The sequence below is a fragment of the Paraburkholderia sabiae genome, from assembly GCF_030412785.1.
GTDB classification, from domain to species: Bacteria; Pseudomonadota; Gammaproteobacteria; order Burkholderiales; family Burkholderiaceae; genus Paraburkholderia; species Paraburkholderia sabiae.
In genome coordinates this window covers 1,867,136-1,889,245 of sequence record NZ_CP125296.1, presented here as the reverse complement: position 1 = coordinate 1,889,245, position 22,110 = coordinate 1,867,136, and the positions used below count along the sequence as shown (strand labels likewise).

The window sequence follows — 22,110 nt, the reverse complement described above, 5'->3', positions numbered from 1 at the left end:
GACTTCGAAAGAAGCCGCTGGCAGCATTCTCGATGTCTCGCGGAGAACCAACACTTCAATCAATTTCTTATAGGAGGTACCAGCGATGCCTACGATCACCACTCCGGACGGCGTAAAGATCTTCTACAAGGACTGGGGGGCCGGTCAGCCGATCGTCTTCAGCCATGGCTGGCCCCTGTCGGCCGACGACTGGGACGCCCAGATGATGTTTTTCCTTCACCACGGCTACCGGGTGATCGCCCATGACCGGCGCGGGCACGGTCGGTCCGAGCAAGCCGGCGCCGGCAACGACATGGACCACTGGGTCGCCGACCTCGCTGCACTGACTGAACATCTCGACATTCGCGACGCTATCCACATCGGGCACTCCACCGGCGGCGGCGAGGTGGCGCGTTACGTCGCCCGCCACCAGGAGCGGGTCGCCAAGGCAGTGCTGGTGGCCTCGTTGACGCCGAACATGGTGAAAACCGAAGCGAACCCTGCAGGTCAGCCGCGGGAGTGGTTCGACGCGGTTAAGTCAGGCGTGCTTGGCAACCGGTCGGAGTTTTACCGGGCAGTGCCGGAGGGTCCGTTCTATGGATTCAACCGTGCGGGCGCCAAGCCGTCTGAGGCGGTGATCGCGAACTGGTGGCGCCAGGGAATGGCCGGCAGCGCCCAGGCCCACTACGAGACCGTATTTTCCTGGCTGGAGGACTATACCGAAGATCTGAAGAAGATCACTGTGCCGGTACTGGTCATGCATGGCGAAGATGACCAGATCGTCCCGTTCGCCAGTTCGGTGCCTCGTGCGGTCGACCTGCTCGCAAACGGTGTGCTGAAGGCATACGCTGGCTTCCCGCACGGCATGCTGACCACCCACGCGGATGTCCTGAACCCCGACCTTCTCGAGTTCATCAAATCCTGACGGGACGACAGACCGAACCAGAACCAGGCAACTCGAGTGGCGGGCTCCATGAGTGCGCCACTCGACCCAGGCGTCCGCTCCGGGGCAATTCCACCCGACCGCAGCGCCTCAAACGACGCTACGCCGCGTGCGTCTTACAGCGTCGTTACGCCTTCCATTGCAGCAGCACCTGCAACGCCGATGTTTAACAATCCCGCAACCAACCTCACCACCATTGCGCGCGCTGAAACGGTCAACCTTATACCCATAGCAACCGCACCAACAACAACCGACCAGCATTCAACCTCCCCAAGAAACTCTCCCGACAAACCCCTGTCACCCGCTGAAACTTGAGTTCAACCGTGCATCGCCTAGTATTCCGTCTGTCGCGCGTCTGCCGAAGACAAGTGCTCATCGAAACCACCCCAGCAGGAGATACCGATGACGTCACAGACCGAATCTGCGCCGGGCTCGCCGGCGAGGGCCGTGATCCAGATTCCCATTCTCCTGTTGGGCAGTCTTGTGCGCCACGTGGTGCTCGTTCCAGGCAAGCAACGCGGCGAGTATGTAGCGCACGTCAGAGAAGCAAACGATCCCCTGATCGAAGCGATGATCGAAGAAGCGCTAAAAGAGCCGGACGATTCCCCACGCGACTACGATCTGAAGCCGCGCTTCGTTCTCGACTATGAAGACTTCCGCAACGCGCCGCATGGCGAATTGCACAGCATCCTCGACTACTTCGCCCGCGGCTCGACCAGCAAGCTCAAGAACGATCAGCGTTTGCGAGTGAGACACGAACAGGTATCAAGCAAAACAGTCGTCTCGAACAGACGAGGCAAAGCACCGCCTCGCAAGAGCGACGATCCCGTAACGTGGTTCTTCGATAAAACACATTCCGACGAGGCAAATAACGCCGATGCGAAGCAAAGGATCATGGTTCTCTACGATCACGATCCGTATTTCCGTGCGCTCGTCAAACGCGTCAGCGACGATGAAGCGAGTCGCGAGCGCTTCGCGAGGATTGCAGGCGCGTGCGAAGGCGGCGTCGTGCTCGCGATCAACGATCATGAAATCGACAGAGAGAAGTCCGATTCCGGCGAGCGCGGAGATCTCGCGCTCAAATGGTTTCGCGACTCGGTAGACCTCTGTTTTAAAGGCGTCGATCCGGACAGATCGGTGGTGATCGTCTCATCCGACGCACTGCGCAAATGCGGCCTGCGCATTTCGGAACGCGGGGCAGTCGAGTCGTGCGTGAATGACATCGTCGGAATGATTCAGTCGGGCGACTTCAATCTTCCTGACATGCAGGGCAGGTTCCGGCATCTGGTCGTGGTTTTCAGGGAGCCGGGAGCGCTCTATATCAATCTCGCCGAAAAGAAGGGTTGCGTGACATTCGGCCCGAACTGCGACCGGCATGCGCAAATGCATCCTGCGGCATACGGCCGGGTGCCGGGGAAGTTCACATCGATGGTGACGAGCGTCGTCAGAGAACTCTGCTGGACGCTGGACGGCAAGGCGCCTTTGGACATCGAAGGCGCACTGAGGATGGGCGTCGCCGCGTACAACTACCACTACGATGCAGGCTTCATGGAAAGCCGCGGCGACGATGCTTCTCCATTCGACGACTACATCGACATGCTCGGACCCGCGCGCCGCGCGAGCCTGATGAAGTCGTACGAAGACGCGAAAGAAGAATACATGCTCACGTGCGTCTCCTTCAGCTGGGGCAGCGCGGGATCGACGTGGAGCCGTCTCGACAGGATCGACGAAGACTTCGACGGCAAGCTGATCGAGATCGTGCAATACGGCCTTGAGGAAGCGTTCAAGGAGCCGCAGAGTTTCAGCCGGCACAACTTCAAGCCTCCCGCACTGATCACGGTTCCGTACTCGAAGTATGGTTCGATGAAACTGGTCGATCCCGACGAGATCGAGCGTTTCAGCAGTCTCGCCAAACTTCTCGACAAGTATCTGTGGACCGACAACTGGTCCATGCCGCTTTCAATCGCCGTTTTCGGCGCGCCTGGTTCCGGCAAGTCATTTGCGGTGAAGCAGATCATCGCGCGCATCAGTCCGGACCGTCGCTCCGAGCCGCTCGTATTCAACCTTGCGCAGTTCGCTTCGATCGATCATCTGACGGGGGCGTTTCACAAGGTTCAGGATATGGCGCTGTTCTCGCAGGAAGTGCCGCTGGTCGTATTCGACGAGTTCGATGCGGATTTCGACGGCAGGCCGCTGGGCTGGCTCAAGTACTTTCTGGCGCCCATGCAGGATGGCATCTTCCGGGGCAAGGAAGCCGATTATCGTGTGGGGCGCGCTATCTTTCTGTTTGCGGGCGGAACGAGTTCGTCTTTCGATGAATTCAATGCGTCGCCAGGGGCACAACTGCAGAATCAGGAAGAAAACGAGGAAGCGAAGCGCGTCAAGCTGCCGGATTTCGTGAGCCGGTTGCGAGGTCATCTCGACGTTGCCGGCGTCAATCCCGTCAAGAGCGCCGACGGAACGATCGCACCCATCGACCGCATGCTGCTGCTGCGTCGCGCGATCCTGCTTCGTTCCTCGCTGGAACGCAACGCAAAGGAAATCTTCCGTAAAACGCGGGCCGGTTTGCAGTTCGCCAACATTCACGAAGACCTGATACGGGCATTCCTGCATGCGAGCAACTACGTGCATGGCTCGCGTTCGATGGAGGCGATCGTGCAGATGTCGCGCTTCATCGACGGCCATTACGTGCCGACTTCTCTGCCGATGGAAGAACTGCTGCGCACTCACGTCGATGCAAAATCCTTCATGGCCGAAATCGGCGGATGGCGTTAAGAGCCGGCCGCCAGCGGGCTCTGCGAAAGTCGTTCGCTGGCAAATGCCGGCTCGGCAGGCGGCTCGATACGCCGCACGCTCACGCTAACGTCCATGCCGATGAAGTCCTGCGCCGCACCGAACCACGAACCGGACACGGGCGCCGCGTGTTCGGGCTTGCGCGTGTAGGCCACGCGAATCAGATCGGTGCCGCCGACGAGCGAATTGGTCGGATCGTAGGGCACCCAGCCGGCGCCCGGCAGGAAGACGTGCAACCATGCGTGAGTCGCGCCCGCACCGACGACGAGCGGCTCGTCGCGGCTTTCGATCTGTCGCGCGCCCTGTTGTAGCCCCGTGTTGCGTATCGCGGGCGGCAGGGCAGTGTCGAGCGTCTGGTCGTACAAATACCCTGAAACGAACCGCGCGGCCAGTCCCAGTTCGCGTACCACTTCCATCATCAGCAGCGCGAAATCGCGGCAGGTGCCGCTGCGCCGTTCCAGTGTTTCGGATGGACGCTGGGTGCCCATCGCATCGCGCGACTGGTACTCGAAATCGCTGCGGATCGCGTCGTTGATATTGCCCAGGATGTCGCGCGTGTGGGTAGTGCCGCGTTGCGGAAGAAACTGCGCCACCCAGTCGCGCAGCAGCGGTTGATCGTCCGGATATTGCGGCGGCAGGAACGGTGCCAGGTCGAGCCGATCTTCGTCGCTGTACTGGAACGGGTAGCTCTCGGCTTCGGCCGCCACCGGCAACTCCAGATTCTTCACGCCGAAATGCTCGATCACGAAGCGTGCGCGCAGATCGAGCGTGTCGGCGGGCACGCGGGGCTCGACGACCGCCACCGAATTGGAAAACACGTCCTGCATCCAGTATTGCGTGCTGTGCGGCGACGCTGTCAGCGTGGCCGACAGCACGCGAATGTCGTGCGCGGCGCGCGGCCGGAACATCACGCGGTGCGGAGAAAACTCCACAGGCTTGACGTACCGGTAGGTGGTGATGTGCTCGACTTCGAGAAAGACGGACATGTTCGACCTCCGGCCAGTGCACGCTGACACGGCAATGATGCCACGACTGCACGACCTCAGGCGGCGATCGCTTCCTTGTGCGCGGCGACGATCTCGGCTTCGTCCTGCAACGCCTTGCGCACGGAAGCGCGCGTCTCGATACGCTCGATATACGCCTTCAGATGCGTCAGGTGATCGAGATTCACGCCCGAGCGTTCGTGCCACATCGTCGCCCACACGTAGGCATCGGCGACGGTGAACTGTTCGCCCGTGAGATACGCGCGGCCATCGGCGAGACGCGCGTCGAGCTTGCCGTACGCGTTGAGCAGCTTGTTGCTGTGAAACGCGATGCCCTCCGGCGTCATCAGCTTGCGCATCAGCGGGATATGTTTTTGCGCGATCTCCGTCGCGACGAAGGTCAGCAGCTGATCCATGCGCGCGCGCTCGATGGTGCCGTGCTTCGGAATCAGTCCGGACTCGGGATGTTGATCGGCGAGATACGACGCGATCGTGATCGTCTCGGTGAGCGGCTCCGTTTCGCCGTCCAGTTGCAGCGCGGGAACGTACAGCAGATCGTTCACTGCGGCGAAGTCGGACTGATCGGACGTGGTCTTGCCGAACACATCGAAATGCACGAGTTCTGGCGTGAGTCCGAGTTCGTTGAACACGGCTTGCACGGCGAGCGAGCAGGTGGCTTGAGCGATATAGAGTTTCATGGCGTGCCTTGTATCGGTGATGGGTTGCCGGGAGCGCTGTCCCGTTGCAATGAAGTATCGCGAGATTCGGCACGGCGATAAACGGCGGCGCGGGCGGCGCACCGTCGCTCGCGTGGAGACAATCTTTCGTACGCGGCGCAGGGGCGATTGTCGCGTTTGCAGCGACACTCTGACGAAGACAGAAGGCTTTATCCGCCATCTTGCGGACTCTAGAATCGGGCGCGCGTTCTTGTCGCTGACGGCGTGGACCTTGCCGCAGCGATATCCGCCTAACTGCTACAGTTTGCTGTCTCACCATCCTCTTACGAAATCCTGCCAACAAAACGAGGCGAACCATGAGCGACCGCGTGGATGCACCGATCAACGAGATTGCCGTCTTCGTGGCCGTCGCGCAAACGGGCAGCTTCACGCGCGCCGCGGAGGAGATGGGCAACAGCAAGTCGAACGTCGGCAAGGCGGTGCAGCGGCTGGAAGCGCGGCTTGGCACGCGCCTTTTTCAGCGCACGACGCGCGCGGTGCGGCTCACGGAAGACGGCGAGACTTATTTGCAGGCCGCGCGCGATGCGCTCGATGGACTGCGCGAAGCCGAGCAGCAATTGGCCGCGCGGCGCTCGGAACCGGTCGGCAGAGTGAAGATCGATGTGCCCGCTGGCTTCGGCAGATTGCTGCTGCCGAGCTTTCTGGAACTGCGCGCGAAGCATCCCAAGGTGACGCTCGAACTCGCGTTGACCGACCGTATGTCGGACCCGATCGGCGAGGGCTGGGATGTGGTCGTGCGCATCGGCGCGTTGCCCGAGGACAGCGAGCTGACCGTGCGCAAGCTCTGCGATCTGCGCAACGGACTGTATGCGTCGCCGGATTATCTCGAACGAAAAGGCACGCCCGCCGATATCGACCAGCTAGGCGAACACGACGCCGTGATTTTTCGCGGTCCGATGGGGCGCCTGCGTCCATGGACCTTGCGCGACGGAACATCGACCAAAGAGTTTGCGCCGCAGCCGGTGATGGTGCTCGCGGACGGCCAGGCGCTGGTCGAAGCGGCCGTGGCGGGCTTCGGCATCGCGCAGATTTTCGATCGCGTGGCGCTGCCGCATGTGCGCGCGGGACGGCTCGTGCACGTGCTGCCCGACGCCGACGTCGACGGGCCGCCCGTGCACGCGATCATCTCGCTCGGCCAGAAAATGGCCGCGAAAACGCGAGCGGTCGTCAATCATCTGGCCGAGACCTTGCAGCGCACGGAAGCGTAATTACTTCTGTCCGGCCGCTGCGCTCACCACCTGTTCCGCAGCTTTCATATCGCCCCAGCCGCCGCCGAGCGCGCGAATCAGGCTGACCGTCGACGCCGCCTGCACGCCCTGAAGCTGCACGGCGGTGCGCCTTGCCTGCAGCACGGTGCGCTGCGCATCGAGCACGTCGAGGTAGTTCACCGCACCCTCGGTGTATTGCTTGCGCGACAGATCGGCGGCGCGCTGCGAGGCCTTCAGCGCTTCGTCCTGCGTCTGCGTTTGCGTTTCGAGAATGCGCAGATCGGCGAGTCCGTCTTCCACTTCGCGGAACGCGACCAGCACCTGCTGGCGATACTGGGCGACGTCCTCGTCATAGACGGCGCGCGCGTTGGCGAGATTGCCGCGGCGTCGTCCGCCGTCGAAGAGCGGCACAGTGAGCGCCGTGCCCGCGAGCGGCCCGAGCAGAAACGCGCGACTGCTCCACTTGAAGAGATCGCCGAGCGTCGCGGACTCGAAACCGCCCGTGCCCGTGAGCGTCAACGAAGGAAAGAACGCCGCCTTCGCGACGCCGACGCGCGCGTTCGCCGCGGCCATCGCGCGTTCGGCGGCGGCGATGTCGGGCCGGCGTTCGAGTAGCGACGACGGCAAGCCGGGCGGTATCCGCAGATTCACCGCCTGAATCGGATTGGGCGTGATCGCGAAGGCGGCAGGCGTTTCACCGAGCAGGACGGCGAGTCCATGTTCCGACGCAGCTCGCAGCCGCTGCACGGTCATCGCGTCCGAGCGCGCCGACGCGAGTTCGCTTTTCGCGCGCTGCACATCGAGTTCGGTGATCTCGCCTTCGTCGAATCGGCGTTGCACGAGCGCAAGCGATTGCTCGCGCAGCGCGACGGCCTGCATGAAGACGTCCGCTTCGGCATCCAGTTCGCGCAGCGCGAAATAGTTCTGCGCGACATCGGCCTGCAGCGCGAGCAGCACGGAGCGATAGAGCGCCTCGCTGCGCTGCGTGTCGGCTTTCGCTGCATCGACCGTGGACGCCACGCGTCCGAACAGATCCACTTCATACGACGCAGTGGCCTGCGCGCGCCATAACGTCTGCTGCGGTACATCGGTGCCGTCGGGTTCGAACAGCGACGCAGCGGACACACGCTGCTTCGTCGGACCAAAGCCCGCGTCGAGCGTTGGAAAGAGACCGGCGCGCGCGGCCTGATTGAGCGCGCGCGCCTCTTTCACGCGCGCGGTGGCGGCTTTCAGGTTCTGGTTCGCATCGAGCGCCTGCTGTTCGAGTTCGTTCAGCTTCGGATCGTCGAAAACCTTCCACCACTCGCCGCGCGTCACATCCTCGGACGGCTGCGCGGTCTTCCATGTGCCCTCGGCATCGGCGGTCGCGGGCGCTTCCTTGAAACTCGCGACGGAGGGCGTCGCGGGTACTTCGTAAGTCGGCGCGAGCGAGCAACCCGCGAGGACGAGCAGTGCGCCGAGCAGAAGCGATCCGCTGAAACCGCGCTTCCAGATACGTGCTTTCATGACGATCTCCTTAGTCCTGCAATGCGGGTTCTTGCACTTTCTGTTCGGCTGGTTCGCGCGTGACGGGTGATCCGTCCGGGCCATGAATATGCGGATGACGGCCATGCTTGTCGCGCAGCGGTTTCGCGCCGGAGAGCTTGCGCAGAATCACGTAGAACACAGGCGTGAGCATCAGCCCGAAAAACGTCACGCCGAGCATGCCGAAGAACACGGCGATACCCATCGCGCGGCGCATTTCCGAACCCGCGCCCGTCGAGATCACGAGCGGTACGACGCCCATGATGAAAGCGATCGACGTCATCAGGATCGGGCGCAGCCGCAGACGTGATGCTTCGATGGCCGCCTGCACGATCGAACGTCCCTGCATTTCCAGCTCGCGAGCGAATTCGACGATCAGAATCGCGTTCTTCGCCGACAGGCCCACCAGCACCATCAGTCCGATCTGCGTGAAGATGTTGTTGTCGCCACGCGTGAGCCACACGCCGGCGAGCGCGGACAGAATGCTCATCGGCACGATCAGCAGGATGGCGAGCGGCAGCGTGACGCTCTCGTACATCGCGGCGAGCACGAGGAACACGAGCAGCACGCTGATCGGGAAGACCCAGAACGCGGTATTGCCCGTCAGGATCTGCTGATACGTGAGGTCGGTCCATTCGAACCTGATGCCGCGCGGAAGCGTTTCCTTCGCGATGCGCTCGACGGCCGCCATCGCCTGCCCCGACGAATAACCGGGCGCGGGGCCGCCGTTGATGTCGGCGGCGAGAAAGCCGTTGTAGCGCACGACCATCTCCGGGCCATAGGTCGGCGTGACCTTCACCAGCGACGACAACGGCACCATCTCGCCGCGGTCGTTGCGCGTCTTCAGTTGCAGGATGCTGTCGGCATTCGCGCGGAACGGCGCGTCGGCTTGCGCGCGAACCTGATACACGCGGCCGAACTTGTTGAAGTCGTTCACGTAGAGCGAGCCGAGATAGATCTGCATCGTGTCGAATGCATCCGTGACGGAGACGCCCAGTTGCTTCGCTTTCTCGCGATCCAGTTCGACGTTCAGCTGCGGCACGTTGATCTGGTAGCTCGAAAACGACGGCCCGAGTTCGGGCGCTTTTGCAGCAGCCGCAAGAAAAGCCTGCGTTGCCTTGTTGAGCGCTTCGTAGCCGAGCGCGCCGCGATCCTCGATCTGCAACTTGAAGCCGCCGATCGTGCCGAGCCCTTGCACGGGCGGCGGCGGGAACGTCGCGATGGCGGCATCCTTGATCGCGCTGAACTGCTGGTTGAGACCCGTGACGATATCGGCGCCCGTTTCACCCTTGCCACGTTCTTTCGACGGCTTCGCGACGGAGAACACGAGACCGCTGCTCGACGAGTTCATCAGACCTGTGACGGACAGCCCTGGAAACTCGGGCGTATGAATGACGCCGGGCTGTTTGCGCGCCATTGCGCCCATTTCGTTGACGACCTTCTCGGTGCGATCGAGCGACGCGCCCGCAGGCAGCTGAAGAATGCTGACGAAATAATCCTTGTCCTGCGCGGGCACGAAGCCGCCCGGCACGATCTTGCCGAACAGCACCGTGCCGCCGAGCAGCACCGCATAGACCACCATCATCGCGGCCTTGCGGTTGATGATGCCGCCCACGCCCTTGCCATAGCCTTCCGAGCCGCGATTGAAGACCTTGTTGAAGACGTTGAAGAACGGGCCGAGCACGCGGTCCATTGCACGCGTGAGCCAGTCCTTCGGCGCGTGATGATCCTTCAGCAGCAGCGCGGACAAAGCAGGAGACAGCGTGAGCGAATTGAACGCGGAAATCACCGTCGAAATCGCGATGGTCATCGCAAATTGCTTGTAGAACTGCCCCGTCAGGCCCGACATGAACGCGAGCGGCACGAACACGGCGACGAGCGTCAATGCGATTGCGATGATCGGTCCGCTCACTTCGCGCATCGCTTCATACGAGGCTTCGAGCGGCGACAGTCCCGCGGCGATGTTGCGCTCCACGTTCTCCACGACGACGATCGCGTCGTCGACGACGATGCCGATCGCGAGCACCATTCCGAACAGCGACAGCGCGTTGATCGTGAAGCCGAACGCGAGCATCAGCGAGAACGTGCCGACGATCGAAACAGGCACGGCCAGCAGCGGAATCAGCGACGCGCGCCACGTCTGCAGGAACACGATCACGACCAGCACCACGAGAATGATCGCTTCGAACAGGGTATGCACGACGGCGTCGATGCTCTCGCGCACGAACTGCGTCGGGTCGTAGACGATCTCCGCCTTCACGCCTTCGGGCATGTCTTTCTGCAGTTCGGCCGTGAGCTTGCGGATGTCGTCGGAGATTTGCAGCGAGTTCGCGTTGGGCTGCTGGAAGATGATGATCTGCACGGCTTTCTTGCCGTCCATGCTCGCGCGCAGCGCATATTCCGACGCGCCCATTTCGACGCGCGCGACATCGCTGAGATGCGTAATGGCGCCATCGGGCGAAGTCTTCACGATGATGCGGCGGAACTCGTCCTCGGTCTTCAGACGTCCCTGTGCGTTCACGCTCAGTTGCAGCGGCACGCTGGTCGTCATCGGCGCGCCGCCGACGATGCCTGCCGCGACCTGCACGTTCTGCTCGCGGATCGCTTTCACGACATCAGTGGCGGTGAGATTCTGCCGCGCCACTTTGGTCGGATCGAGCCACACGCGCATCGAATAGTCGCCCGAACCCCACAGCACCACTTCGCCGACGCCCGGCACCTGCGCGAAGCGATCCTTGATGTTGATGAGCGCGTAGTTGCGCAGATACGTGAGGTCGTAGCGGCCGTTCGGCGACACGAGGTTCACGCCCATCGTGAGCGTGGGCGACGACTTCACCGTGTTCACGCCGAGCCGCTGCACGTCTTCGGGAAGACGCGGCAGCGCCTGCGAAACGCGGTTCTGCACGAGCTGCTGCGCCTTGTCGGGATCGGTGCCGAGCTTGAACGTCACCGTCGTCGTCATGTTGCCGTCGCTGTTGGCTTGCGACTGCATGTACAGCATGTTTTCGACGCCGTTGATCTGCTCTTCGATGGGCGAAGCGACCGTCTCAGCGATCACCTTCGGATTCGCGCCCGGATACTGCGCGCGGACCACGACGGACGGCGGCACGACTTCGGGATATTCCGCCGTCGGCAGCTTCGTGAGCGCAATCAGACCTGCGAGCAGAATGACCACCGACAGCACGGCCGCGAAGATCGGCCGGTCAATAAAGAACTTCGAGATGTTCATGATGAGCCTCTCGCCTGATCAGGCAGCGGAACGGGCCGCATCCGTCATGTCGACGGGATGCGGTTTCACGGTGTCGTTGGGGCGCGCGCGCATCAGTCCGTTGACGACGATGCGCTCGCCCGGTTTGAGTCCCGCGTCGATCACGCGCAGGTTGTCGTGCAGCGCGCCGAGTTGCACCTCGCGGTACTGAACCTTGTTGACGTCGTTGACGACCAGCACGTATTTCTTCGACTGATCGGTGCCGATGGCGGCATCGTCGATCAGCACGGCGGGATGCGCGTCGCCGCCGCCGACCTTCACGCGCGCATACAGTCCCGGCACGAGCGCGCCGTCGCGGTTGTCGATGGTCGCACGCACGCGGATCGTCGCCGACTGCGTGTCCAGCCGGTTGTCGACGGAACTGATCGTGCCTTTGCGCGAGTAGCCGTCCTCGTTCGCAAGACCGAGCGCGACGGGCACCTTCGCCTGACGGTCGCGGCCGAGATAGCGCAGATAGGTTTGTTCGTCGACATCGAACGATGCGTAGATCGGCGAGACAGACACCAGCGTGGTGAGCAGCGGCGCATTCGCACCCGCCGATACCACGTTGCCCACCGTCAGTTCGGCGCGCGATACGCGGCCGCTGACGGGCGCGGTGATCGTCGTATAGCCCAGGCTCACCTGCGCTGCTTCGAACGCCGCGTCGGCCGCTTTGACGGCGGCAGAGGCTTCGCGAGCGGCGTTCTGCTTCTCGTCGTAGTCGCGCTTCGCGATCGCGTTGTCGACGAGCAGGCGTTCTGCGCGAGCGGCGTCCGTCGACGTATAGAGCGCACGCGCCTTCGCTGCCGCCACTTGCGCGGCAGCGCGATCCACTTCCGCCTGATACGGACGCGGATCGATCGAGAAGAGCGGTTCGCCTTTCTTCACGAGCGCGCCATCGGTGAAATGAATGGCGACGATCGTGCCCGACACGAGCGGACGCACATCGACGTGATCGACGGCTTCGAGGCGGCCCGAGTAGCTTTGCCAGTCGGTGACGGTGCGCGAGAGCACGGTCGCGACATCGACTTCGACGGCGGGGGCGGGCGCATCCGCGGCGCGGGCGTCTGCGACCGCGCCCGGCCCGACGCCCCGGACGAGCCCGGCTCCCGCCGCCGCGCCGAGCACGGCCACGGCGCTCACGGCAACGGACAGACGTTTCAGCTTGACTAACATGGATTGGATTCCTGAACAAAGGTTGATGATCGATATGACGGTTTGCGCGCTTCGACAGCTGACTCGAACACGTCGTAAGAGCCGCGCAGTGTTGACGGAAGTATGGGTTTCGCCTTCGAGGCGATAAAGCTGCCTGCGGTGGTTTCTTTGTCGCGACGAAAGCGACAATGTCTGCGCGGTATGCGTGTCGAGCGTGTCAGGCCGTGGCGTGTTGCGCGTGCATCAGATCGCATTGCGCGAAACGTTCGGCAGCCCAGTCGACGAACGCCCGCACCTGCGTCGACAGACGACGGCTACGCGGATAGACGGCGTGAACCGGACAGGGCGCGGGCCGCCAACGACCGAGCACTTCGACGAGTTCACCTGCTTCGAGATGCGGCAGCGCGAGCAGGCGCGGCAGTTGAATCAACCCGAGCCCGTTGAGTCCGCATTGCAGATACGCCGCGTCATCGTTCGCCGCGAGCCGGGAGTGCATGCGCGGCGCAACCGGCTTGCCGTCGACGATGAAATCCATCTGCGCGATCTGTCCGGTTCTGCCCGACGCATGATTCACGGCCGTATGCATCGTCAGGTCCGCGAGCGTTTCAGGCACGCCTGCACGCGCGAAATAGGCGGGACTCGCGACGGTCACGAATTCCACCGTGCCGAGCCGCCGCGCGATCAGCGTGAGGTCCTGCAACTCGCCGATTCGGATCGCGCAATCGATGTTGTCCTGCACGAGATCGACGCCCGTATCGCCGACGCGCAGCAGCAGATCGATGTCGGGATAGCGCGCCTGGAATTTATCGAGCGCGGGCACGATCACGCGGTTTACGATGGAGCCCGGCATGTCCACACTCAGCTTGCCGCGCGGCGCCGCGTGTCGCGAGAAGACGCGCTCCGATTCCTCGATATCGGCGAGGATGCGCGCACAGCGCTCGTAATAGGCCGCGCCGTCGGGCGTGAGACTGATCCTGCGCGTGGTGCGATTCAGGAGCCGCACTTTCAGATGCGCTTCGAGCGCCTGAATGATGGTCGTAACGGAAGAACGTGTGATATCCAGCGAACGCGCCGCCGCGGAAAAGCTGTTGCCGTCCACGATGCGCGTGAACACCTGCATGGCCTGAAGTCTGTTCATGATGCTGTCGATGCGCTCGCATCCTTCATTCCGGCGCGACGGCGCGCGTGCGCAGACGCTCCGCTTCGCCGGCGAGCGCGTCCACATACGGATCGCGCAAGTCGCACGCGTGCAGCGCGTGTTGCAGTTTCATCAGATAGTCGATGTTGGTGCCGAACGCGCCCGCCGCGCTGGCGATGAGCGGCGCCACCTTGTCCACCGACGAATCGGCTTCGAATTGCGCACGCGATTCGTCGGCGACGAAGGCGATCGCCTGCGCGGCGCTGCCGTCGTCGAATGTCACGGACGTCCAGATCGGGCGATACGAACCAAGCACCATCTCACGCGTCCAGACAAGCTGCAGTTCGTCTTCGAGCGAATGCGCGCACAGCCTGAGCGCGACGCCTTCGGTATGACCGCCCGGCTGCAACGCGAGCATGCGTCCGGGCGTCGCCGGACTGCCGCGACCGATTTCCATGCGCAGACAGAACGCGCGATGCCAGCCGAGCAGCGTCGCGACGCGGCGCGCGTCGAAGCAGAGCGCGGGATTCCACATCAGCGAGCCGTACGCGAAGAGCCAGATGCTCGTCGTGCCGGCCGGCTTTTGTCGCAGCGTGTCGGCAAGCGACAGCATGATCTGCTCGCGCTTCCAGACGCACGGCAGCGACTCGAAGTGCTCCAGATACGCGCCGGAGTGAATGGCCTCTCGTGTCAACATCCCATCGCCTGTTCGAAACTTCGGAATGGGCGTGAGTATGGACGCGGGGCGTTCGCGGATAAACGCGTGTCCGGGAGACGCTTTGTCGAATGGCGCGCGACAATCCGCTTTCCCGGCGACGCGCGCCTCGCTGCCGCACACGGGTCTCACGCGCACGTCATGCGATGCTTGCGAGCCGTTGCAACGCGGGAATCAGTTCGCTCGGATCGGGCCGCTTCGTGTAATCAGGACTGACTTCGGCGTAGGCGATCGTGCCGTCGGTGGCGATCACGTAGCGAGCGGGCATCGGAAGCGTCCAGCTCGGCTCGCCGTTGATGGTCGGCAGATCGACGTTGAAGCCCTTGTACGCCCCGATCAATTCGTCCTGCAGGCGAAAGCGGATGCCGAATGCGTCGGCCGTCTTGCCGGCTTCGTCGACGAGGATCGGATAGCTGAGCTTGTTCTGCCGTTGCGACTTCAGGCTGTTCGCGGCCGTCTGCATCGAAATCGACACGAGTTGCGCGCCGAGCGAGCGAATCTCTTGCGCGACTTCTTCGATGGCCTGCAAATCGATGTTGCAGTAAGGGCACCAGACGCCCCGATAGAACGTGACGACGAGCGGTCCGCGTTCGAGCATCGCCGTCGACGACACACGCTCGCCTTCCGCCGTGACGAGTTCGAACGTCGGCGCGATATCGCCGACCTTCAGCGATCGCTCCGCCTGGCCGGTGGCAATCAGTTCGGCCGTGGTCTTGTGAAAGAGCGCGACGACGTCGGGCGGTGCGACCTTGGTCTCGAAGTTCGCTTTGAAGGCATCCAGCTTCTCTTGCAGTTTCATGTCCAGCTCCGTGTTTGCTCGCCGGTGGTGGCGTGAAGTCATGGTGATTCATTTGCGCGAAGGTGGGTAGAATGCCCGGATGACTTTCAGTTATTCACCTGCTAAATGAATGACAAGCTATCGGTGCTGCGGCTGTTCACGCGCGTCGCACGGACTTCGAGCTTCACGCGCGCCGGGCGCGAACTGGGCGTGAGCCAGCCGTCCGTATCGCGACAGATTTCCGAACTCGAGGCGGATGTCGGCGCGGCGCTCTTTGTCAGAAGCACGCGCGCGGTGAAGCTGACGGAGGCGGGCGTCGACTATCTGCTGCGCGTCGAAGCCATTCTCGAAGCGCTCGAAGAAGCGGATCACGTTGCGCGCGGTAGCGCGGAGCTACGCGGCCATTTGCGCGTGACGTTGTCGGCGAGCTTTGGGATTCGCGAGGTGATTCCGCGCATCGGACGATTCATGGCGCTGCATCCCTCGTTGCATATCGAGCTGGTGATGTCCGACGATCGGCAGGACCTGATCGCCGAGGGTGTCGACGTGGCGATCCGGTTCGGTGCGCTGCCGGATTCGAGCGCGCGATCGAGACTGCTCGGACGTTCGCCACGCATGCTGGTCGCCGCGCCGGATTATCTGGCGCGCGCCGGTCGCCCGGTCGAACCGTCCGAACTGAGTCAGCACACGTTCGTGCTGGGACCGTCCAGTGCGGCGTCGTTGGGATGGACGCTTCGGAAGGATGGGCGCGAAGCGTCGTTTCGCGCCGAAGGCCGCCTGATGACTTCCGTGAACGAAGGCGCGACGGCTGCGGCTGTCGCGGGTCTCGGGATACTGGCTATCGGTTTGTGGGGATGTCGAAGCGAAATCGCGGATGGACGCCTCGTACAGGTTCTCGACGACTGGCAGCTCGACCCCGTCGAGGTTCATGCCGTGTTTCCGCCAGGCAGGGCGTCACGACCCGCAGCGCGTGCGCTGATCGACTATCTCGTCGAAGAACTCAGGCCGATTTCGGCTGCGAGCGTTTGAGGGCGTTGCGCGAACGCACGTCATTGCGGCCTGACGTGCAAATCGTTGCTGACGGATTGCACGCCCGGCACGCTGCGCGTCACGGCAAGCGCCTGCTGAATCTGCGCTTCCGAATCGACGTATCCGGACAACTGCACGACGCCGCGATACGTGGCGACGCTCATCGGTAGCGACTTCAATCCGGGGGCCGCGACGAGCGCCTGCTTGACGCGGGCGGCGAGTGCGGCGTCGTCGGTGGCGGTCTGCCCCGGCGTGGTCACGGCCTGCGTCGTCGTGGTCGACTTGCAGCCGTCGATACCCATGAAGACGGGCAACGCGAGTGCTCCGACGATCAGCAAGCGGCTTGTGATGGATGGCGCGTTTCGCATGTCGTGTACGTCGTTCTGATTCGAGGGAAGCGGGCGTCGTTCGGGTTGTTGCTGCACGTGTACCTCTCCGTGAGTCCCCCCATGATAGAGCAGCATGGCGGACTTGGGGACGAAGCGGTTCTGTTGTAGCTGCGAGGCGGCTTTCGTAGCGTCAAATCCGCATCGCAGGCGCATGCTGCGGAGAGCGCGGCTGATATCGATAGCAAGATTGATTCGTTGGAGAACGGACGACGCAACACTTACGCTGCGGGATCATCTTCCAGACCGATCACGATGATTCACGACGCCTCGACCCGAACACGCACACTCCCTTCCCGATCGACTAAAACGACAGCGCTCACATGGCTCGGTACGCTCGCCGTCGGCACGGCGATCGTATTGAGCGGCTGCAGCAAGGCCGATTCGGCGCAGACCGAACAGCGCGCGCAAGCATTGAAACCCGTCGCCGGCGGCACGCTGACGTGGGGCGTGACGACCGAACCGGCCTGTTTCGATCCGCACCGCTCGTCGCAGCAGAACGCCTTCTGGGTGATCCGCAATTACATCGATTCGCTGATCAGCAAAAAGACGGATGGCACTTACGCGCCGTGGCTCGCGAAATCGTGGACCGTTTCCGACGATGGCAAGCGTTACACCTTCAATCTGCGCGACGACGTTCATTTCACCGACGGCACGCCGTTCGATGCAAACGCGGTGAAGGCCAACTTCGATTACATCCTGAAGAACGTCAGCACCACGTCGGCATCGGCTTCGTTGCTGGTGCAGTTCGATCATGTCGAAGTCGTGTCGCCTCATGTCGTGCGTCTCGTGTTGAAGCGCCCGGATTCCACGACGCTCGAATCGCTCTCCAGCGTGAAGCTGGGTTTCATCTCGCCCAAATCGCTCGCGGAAAACAAGGATCTGTGCGCGGGCGGGCCGGGCATCGTCGGTACGGGGCCGTTCGTGTTCAGCGCGTATCAGCGCGGGCAGTCGGCCACCTTCACGCGCAATGCCGACTACAAGTGGGCGCCGGACAACGCGCAGCATCAGGGCCCTGCGTGGCTCGAACAGGTGACGTACCGCTTCCTTCCCGAGGCGGCCGTGCGCACGGGCGCGCTCAGTTCGGGACAGGTCGATCTGATCGAAGGCGTGCAGCCGACGGATGCCGCCGTGTTCGACAAGGTGGACGGCTTCCAGTATCTGACGGGTCCGTCGGCGACCACGTCGTTCACGCTCAACGTCAACTACACCGTCGCGCCCGCCAACGATGTACGCGTGCGGCGCGCGCTGCGCGACGGCTTCGATCTCGACGCGATCGTCAAGAGCGTGTATCTCGGCACCGTGCAGCGCGCGTGGTCGAACATCGGCCCCGACAACGCCGACTACAACGCGGACCTGAAGCATTCGTGGGGCAATAACGTCAAGGAAGCGAATCGCCTGCTCGACGAAGCAGGATGGACGACGCGCGACAGCGAAGGCTTTCGCACGAAGGACGGCAAGCGGCTGTCGATCGAAGTGGGTTATCCGCAGCCTTATGTGCGCGACAGCCGCGACGTGCTGATCCGCGCGATCCAGTCGGCGCTGCGGCAGAACATCGGCCTCGATCTCGGGCTGCGCATCACGACGGCGGGCGATTTCGCGAACCAGAAGGCGACGGGCAACTGGACCATCTATCCGAACACGGACAATCCGTCCGATGTCGCGATGGAACTGTGGGACATGCTCGGCGATCAGGGCTTCCTCTACAACGCGATCCGCAACCCGGACGCGACCATCGTCGATTCGATCAACCGGGCGCGGCTGCTGCCCGTCGGCGACGAGCGTCGCAAGCTGCTCGCCTTCACGCAGAAGCGAGCCGTCGACGAGGCGTTCATCGTGCCGCTCTTCGCGCCCGCTTATCACCTCGCCGCGAAGTCGACGGTGCACGGCGTGGGCTTCGAGCCGCAACTGGATGGCCCCGCGAGTTCGTACGACATCTGGGTCGAGAAGCAGGGAGGCTGACGTGCTGAAGCAGATTGTCACGCGTGTGATGACAGGCGTGCTCGTGATGTGGCTCGCGGGGACCACGGCGTTTCTCGCGATCCATGCGCTACCGGGACGCATCGAAGACGTGCTGGCGGGCGACCTCGCGTATCCGGGGCTGCGCGAAGCGATCGCGGCGCAATGGGGCCTCGATCACAGCCTGCTCTGGCAATACGGCCAGTTCCTGCTGCGCCTCGCGCATGGCGATCTCGGCACGTCGTTCGTGATGCAGCAGCCAGTGCTCGCGGTGCTCGGCAGCCAGCTTTGGCCGACCATTCAGCTTGCGTGTGCGGCGGGCGCGCTCGCCATCGTGCTCGCGCTGCTCGTCGCGCTTTCGACGGCCGGTCTCGGCGCGGGGCGCGCTGCGTGGGTGAGCCGCGTGGCGTCGGCGCTGGAATTGCTGTTCACGTCGTCGCCTGTGTTCTGGCTCGGGCTGTTATTGCTGATCGTGTTCTCGTTTCACTGGCGCATTTTTCCGGTATCGGGCGCGGCGAGCTGGCGCGCGCTGGTGCTGCCCGCCGTCACGCTCGCGCTGCCGACGGCAGGCGTGCTGTCGCAGGTCATGCGCGAGGCGCTGGAGTCGGTGTTCGAACGGCCCTTCGTGACCACGGTGCGAGCGCGCGGCGTGTCGGAACTGGCGCTGCGCATACGTCACGTGTTGCGGCATGCGTTGTTGCCCGTTGTCACGCTGGGCGGCTGGCTGATCGGCGGACTGCTGGGCGGCGCCGTGATCACCGAGAAGATGTTCGGCCGTCCCGGCATCGGCAGCGTGACGCTGACGGCGGTGACGTCGCAGGACGTGCCTGTCGTGCTCGCTGTCGTGCTGCTGGCCGCATTCGTGCACGTCGCGATCTCGACGCTGCTCGATGTGCTCTATCTGTTCATCGATCCGAGGCTGCGTTCGGCATGAGCGATCTGTCTACTTCCATCACACAGGCGCGTTCGATATTGCGCGTGAGGCGTGTGCCTGCGCCCGTGCTGATCGCGGCGGCGTTTCTCGTCGCGCTGGTGTTCGCTCTGGCATTTCCGCACGTCGTCACGCCTTACGATCCCCTCGTGAGCGATATCGCGCACGCGATGCAGGCGCCGTCCGCGGAGCACTGGTTCGGCACGGACCGCATCGGCCGCGATGTGTTCGCGCGCGTTGTCTATGGGGCGCGCTACTCGCTGCTGATCGGACTCGCGAGCATGGTCGTGAGTCTGCTGATCGGTCTCGTGGTCGGCATGACGGCGGGGCTCGGACGGCGCATCGTCGATGAGAGCGCATCGCGCGTGTTCGACGTGCTGTCCGCATTTCCGCCCATTCTGCTGTCGCTGTTCGTCGTCACGTTTCTGGGGCAGGGGATCGTCAACATTGCGATTGCAGTCGGCATCGCGGGAATTCCGAAGTTCGGGCGCGTGCTGCGCGCGCAGACGCTGGTCGTGCGCCGCGCCGATTATGTGACGCATGCCGTCGTGTGGGGACTGTCGCGCCGCCAGGTGTTTCTGCGCCATATCCTGCCGAACGTGCTGGCGGCCGTGCCCGTGATCGCGACCATCGACATCGGCAGCGCGATCATCGCGGTCTCCGGCCTCAGCTTTCTCGGGCTCGGCCCGCAACCGCCTACGCCCGAATGGGGCGTCATGCTCGCCGAAGGCCGCGACGTGCTGCGCGTCGCGTGGTGGCCGAGCGTGTTTCCGGGCATGGCGATCACGCTGACCGTGGTGGCGTTTTCGGTGATCGGCAAACACCTGTCGCAAGTCTATGGAGTCAAGACGCGATGAAGACCGATTTCAACGCGGCGCGCACGCTCGTCGATGTGCGCGGACTGGAGATCCGCTTTCCCGATGCGAACGACGGCCAGCCGCTGGTGCGCGGCCTCGATCTGCGGATTCGCGCGGGCGAGTGCGTGGCGCTCGTCGGCGAATCGGGTTCGGGCAAGAGTCTGACGGCGCGCAGTCTGATCGGTCTTGCAGGCCACGGTGCGCGGATCACGGCGCAGCAGTTCGAGATCGACGGACGGCCGGCATTGCCGTTTCGCGAGCGCGACTGGCGTGCGGTACGCGGCGGCTTCGCGGGCCTCGTGATGCAGGACGCGCTGGTGTCGCTCGATCCGTTGCGCACGGTCGGCGCCGAGATCGAAGAGACGCTTGCGCTGCATACGCGTTTGCGCTCGCGCGCCGGGCGTCGCGCACGCGTGCACGACGCGATGCGCGATGTCGGGACGCCGGAGCCGGAGCGGCGCGCGCAGCAGTATGCGCATGAACTGTCGGGCGGCTTGAGACAGCGGGCGCTGATCGCATCGGCGATCGTCGCGAGTCCGTCGCTGCTGATCGCGGACGAGCCGACTACCGCGCTCGACGTCACCGTGCAGGCGCAGATTCTCGACGTGCTGGCTGCGCGTCTGCGCGAAGGTGTCGGTGTGCTGCTGGTGTCGCATGATCTCGCTGTTGTCGCCGACGTCGCGGACCGCGTGCTGGTGATGCATCGCGGCGAGGTTGTCGAGAGCGGCGCGACGCAGGATGTGCTGACGCGGCCCGCACATGCCTATACGCGACGTCTGATCGCAGCGCAGCCGTCGGCGCACTCGCGCGGACAGCGGCTGACGTCGGCGCGTGTTGACGGTGCCGCGGATGATGCGTACGCCGCGTCGCAGATCGTGCGCGATCCTTTGCCTGCGAGGCAACAACGTGTTTCCGGCGAGGTCGTGTTGCAGGTCGAAGGCATCGGCAAACGGTATGTGCAACGTGGTGCTCGCGAGTTCGTCGCGCTGGAAGAGGTATCGTTCGACGTGCGGCGCGGCGAAGTGGTCGGTATCGTCGGCGAATCGGGTTCGGGCAAGAGCACGTGCGCGAATCTGGTGCTCGGGCTCGCGGCGCCTTCGGCGGGCGACGTGCGCTTTCTCGGCACGCACTGGAACGGCGCGGACGTGCGTGAGCCGGCGCGGCGCGCGCTGCGTTCGAAGCTTCAGTACATTCCGCAAGACCCGCTCAGTTCGTTCGATCCGCGCTACAACGTGCGGCAGTTGCTGGCGCAAGCGCTGAGCGCTTCGGGTCTTGCGCCGAAGTCCGTGCCTGATCGGAGCGTCGAACTGCTCGAACAGGTCGGACTCGATGCGCGGCATCTCGAACGTCGGCCGCTGTCGCTGTCGGGTGGCCAACGGCAGCGCGTGGCCATCGCGCGCGCGATGGCGCCGCAGCCGGCGCTGATCGTCTGCGACGAGCCCGTGTCGGCGCTCGATGTGTATGTGCAGGCGCAAGTGCTCGATCTGCTCGGTACGTTGCAGGCCGAACTCGGGCTGTCGCTGCTGTTCATCTCGCACGATCTCGACGTGATCCGGCACGTCAGCGATCGCGTGCTCGTGTTCAAGGACGGACGTCTCGTCGAACAGGGCGACACCGAAACGCTGTTCGTCGCGCCTCGTCATGCGTATACGCGGCTGCTGATGTCGTCGGCGCCTTCGTTGCGAAGCGCGAAGGGTGCGGGCGTGGAAGAGTTCGTGCGTGAAGTGGAGAGTGCGGCGGTGTGATAG

At 63.6% G+C, this 22,110-nt stretch carries 17 protein-coding genes; 8 read left to right on the top strand and 9 right to left on the bottom strand.

Annotated elements, in window-relative coordinates; all coding sequences use genetic code 11:
• The first annotated feature begins 85 nt into the window (after positions 1-85).
• Both QEN71_RS37960 and QEN71_RS37955 read left to right on the top strand, forming a co-directional pair.
• Positions 86-904 carry an alpha/beta fold hydrolase gene (locus QEN71_RS37960; RefSeq protein WP_201649855.1) on the top strand — a complete coding sequence of 273 codons (819 nt, stop codon included), beginning with the start codon at positions 86-88 and terminating at the stop codon, positions 902-904.
• Positions 905-1,324: 420 nt separating this feature from the next.
• On the top strand, positions 1,325-3,697 hold the full coding sequence (locus tag QEN71_RS37955) for a hypothetical protein (protein WP_201649856.1): 2,373 nt from the start codon (positions 1,325-1,327) through the stop codon (positions 3,695-3,697).
• Here the strand turns inward: QEN71_RS37955 and QEN71_RS37950 are convergent.
• A complete protein-coding gene (locus tag QEN71_RS37950) occupies positions 3,694-4,701 on the bottom strand; it encodes a transglutaminase family protein (RefSeq protein WP_201649857.1) in 1,008 nt (335 codons plus the stop codon). The genes QEN71_RS37955 and QEN71_RS37950 overlap by 4 nt on opposite strands.
• 56 nt (positions 4,702-4,757) lie before the next feature.
• A complete protein-coding gene (locus tag QEN71_RS37945) occupies positions 4,758-5,396 on the bottom strand; it encodes a glutathione S-transferase family protein (protein WP_201649858.1) in 639 nt (212 codons plus the stop codon).
• Between the two features lie 335 nt (positions 5,397-5,731).
• On the opposite strand from QEN71_RS37945, the gene QEN71_RS37940 reads away from it, so the two are divergent.
• Positions 5,732-6,643, top strand: a complete 912-nt coding sequence (locus QEN71_RS37940; RefSeq protein ID WP_201649859.1) for a LysR family transcriptional regulator — start codon at positions 5,732-5,734, stop codon at positions 6,641-6,643.
• Here QEN71_RS37940 and QEN71_RS37935 read toward each other — a convergent pair whose 3' ends face one another.
• The 6 genes from QEN71_RS37935 to QEN71_RS37910 all read right to left on the bottom strand — a co-directional run bounded on the left by QEN71_RS37935 (position 6,644) and on the right by QEN71_RS37910 (position 15,221).
• A complete protein-coding gene (locus tag QEN71_RS37935; protein ID WP_201649860.1) occupies positions 6,644-8,149 on the bottom strand; it encodes an efflux transporter outer membrane subunit in 1,506 nt (501 codons plus the stop codon).
• Positions 8,150-8,159: 10 nt separating this feature from the next.
• Positions 8,160-11,396 (bottom strand): efflux RND transporter permease subunit, encoded by a 3,237-nt coding sequence (locus tag QEN71_RS37930; protein WP_201649861.1) that lies wholly within the window; start codon positions 11,394-11,396, stop codon positions 8,160-8,162.
• An 18-nt stretch (positions 11,397-11,414) separates the two neighbouring features.
• Positions 11,415-12,590, bottom strand: a complete 1,176-nt coding sequence (locus QEN71_RS37925) for an efflux RND transporter periplasmic adaptor subunit (RefSeq protein ID WP_201649862.1) — start codon at positions 12,588-12,590, stop codon at positions 11,415-11,417.
• 196 nt (positions 12,591-12,786) lie between these two features.
• Positions 12,787-13,707: a LysR family transcriptional regulator gene (locus QEN71_RS37920; RefSeq protein ID WP_201649863.1), complete on the bottom strand. Its 921-nt coding sequence runs from the start codon at positions 13,705-13,707 to the stop codon at positions 12,787-12,789.
• A 25-nt stretch (positions 13,708-13,732) separates the two neighbouring features.
• Positions 13,733-14,404, bottom strand: coding sequence for a gamma-glutamylcyclotransferase (locus tag QEN71_RS37915; RefSeq protein ID WP_201649864.1), 672 nt, complete (start codon positions 14,402-14,404; stop codon positions 13,733-13,735).
• Between the two features lie 157 nt (positions 14,405-14,561).
• The gene (locus QEN71_RS37910; protein ID WP_201649865.1) at positions 14,562-15,221 is read right to left on the bottom strand and encodes a peroxiredoxin-like family protein; all 660 of its coding nucleotides are present in this window, start codon (positions 15,219-15,221) and stop codon (positions 14,562-14,564) included.
• 105 nt (positions 15,222-15,326) lie between these two features.
• Between QEN71_RS37910 and QEN71_RS37905 the strand changes: the two genes are divergently transcribed.
• Positions 15,327-16,229, top strand: coding sequence for a LysR family transcriptional regulator (locus QEN71_RS37905; RefSeq protein WP_201649866.1), 903 nt, complete (start codon positions 15,327-15,329; stop codon positions 16,227-16,229).
• A 20-nt stretch (positions 16,230-16,249) separates the two neighbouring features.
• Here QEN71_RS37905 and QEN71_RS37900 read toward each other — a convergent pair whose 3' ends face one another.
• Complete coding sequence (locus QEN71_RS37900; protein ID WP_201649867.1) at positions 16,250-16,597, bottom strand: BON domain-containing protein; 348 nt, start codon at positions 16,595-16,597, stop codon at positions 16,250-16,252.
• Positions 16,598-16,870: 273 nt separating this feature from the next.
• Here QEN71_RS37900 and QEN71_RS37895 point away from each other — a divergent pair, with 273 nt between their 5' ends.
• Genes QEN71_RS37895 through QEN71_RS37880 form a run of 4 tightly spaced genes read left to right on the top strand, consistent with a single transcriptional unit; the run spans position 16,871 to position 22,107 of the window.
• Positions 16,871-18,577, top strand: a complete 1,707-nt coding sequence (locus QEN71_RS37895; protein WP_201649868.1) for an ABC transporter substrate-binding protein — start codon at positions 16,871-16,873, stop codon at positions 18,575-18,577.
• A gap of 1 nt (position 18,578) precedes the next feature.
• The gene (locus tag QEN71_RS37890; protein WP_201649869.1) at positions 18,579-19,508 is read left to right on the top strand and encodes an ABC transporter permease; all 930 of its coding nucleotides are present in this window, start codon (positions 18,579-18,581) and stop codon (positions 19,506-19,508) included.
• Positions 19,505-20,362 (top strand): ABC transporter permease, encoded by an 858-nt coding sequence (locus QEN71_RS37885; RefSeq protein WP_201649870.1) that lies wholly within the window; start codon positions 19,505-19,507, stop codon positions 20,360-20,362. Before QEN71_RS37890 ends, QEN71_RS37885 begins: the two co-directional genes overlap by 4 nt.
• Positions 20,359-22,107 carry a dipeptide ABC transporter ATP-binding protein gene (locus QEN71_RS37880; RefSeq protein ID WP_201649871.1) on the top strand — a complete coding sequence of 583 codons (1,749 nt, stop codon included), beginning with the start codon at positions 20,359-20,361 and terminating at the stop codon, positions 22,105-22,107. Before QEN71_RS37885 ends, QEN71_RS37880 begins: the two co-directional genes overlap by 4 nt.
• Positions 22,108-22,110 lie beyond the last annotated feature (3 nt).

Bases quoted from the DNA above. Each gene is read 5' to 3' on its own strand.
- QEN71_RS37960 (WP_201649855.1), top strand. From the start codon at position 86: ATGCCTACGATCACCACTCCGGACGGCGTAAAGATCTTCTACAAGGAC.
- QEN71_RS37955 (WP_201649856.1), top strand. From the start codon at position 1,325: ATGACGTCACAGACCGAATCTGCGCCGGGCTCGCCGGCGAGGGCCGTG.
- QEN71_RS37950 (WP_201649857.1), bottom strand. From the start codon at position 4,701: ATGTCCGTCTTTCTCGAAGTCGAGCACATCACCACCTACCGGTACGTC.
- QEN71_RS37945 (WP_201649858.1), bottom strand. From the start codon at position 5,396: ATGAAACTCTATATCGCTCAAGCCACCTGCTCGCTCGCCGTGCAAGCC.
- QEN71_RS37940 (WP_201649859.1), top strand. From the start codon at position 5,732: ATGAGCGACCGCGTGGATGCACCGATCAACGAGATTGCCGTCTTCGTG.
- QEN71_RS37935 (WP_201649860.1), bottom strand. From the start codon at position 8,149: ATGAAAGCACGTATCTGGAAGCGCGGTTTCAGCGGATCGCTTCTGCTC.
- QEN71_RS37930 (WP_201649861.1), bottom strand. From the start codon at position 11,396: ATGAACATCTCGAAGTTCTTTATTGACCGGCCGATCTTCGCGGCCGTG.
- QEN71_RS37925 (WP_201649862.1), bottom strand. From the start codon at position 12,590: ATGTTAGTCAAGCTGAAACGTCTGTCCGTTGCCGTGAGCGCCGTGGCC.
- QEN71_RS37920 (WP_201649863.1), bottom strand. From the start codon at position 13,707: ATGAACAGACTTCAGGCCATGCAGGTGTTCACGCGCATCGTGGACGGC.
- QEN71_RS37915 (WP_201649864.1), bottom strand. From the start codon at position 14,404: ATGTTGACACGAGAGGCCATTCACTCCGGCGCGTATCTGGAGCACTTC.
- QEN71_RS37910 (WP_201649865.1), bottom strand. From the start codon at position 15,221: ATGAAACTGCAAGAGAAGCTGGATGCCTTCAAAGCGAACTTCGAGACC.
- QEN71_RS37905 (WP_201649866.1), top strand. From the start codon at position 15,327: ATGAATGACAAGCTATCGGTGCTGCGGCTGTTCACGCGCGTCGCACGG.
- QEN71_RS37900 (WP_201649867.1), bottom strand. From the start codon at position 16,597: ATGCGAAACGCGCCATCCATCACAAGCCGCTTGCTGATCGTCGGAGCA.
- QEN71_RS37895 (WP_201649868.1), top strand. From the start codon at position 16,871: ATGATTCACGACGCCTCGACCCGAACACGCACACTCCCTTCCCGATCG.
- QEN71_RS37885 (WP_201649870.1), top strand. From the start codon at position 19,505: ATGAGCGATCTGTCTACTTCCATCACACAGGCGCGTTCGATATTGCGC.
- QEN71_RS37880 (WP_201649871.1), top strand. From the start codon at position 20,359: ATGAAGACCGATTTCAACGCGGCGCGCACGCTCGTCGATGTGCGCGGA.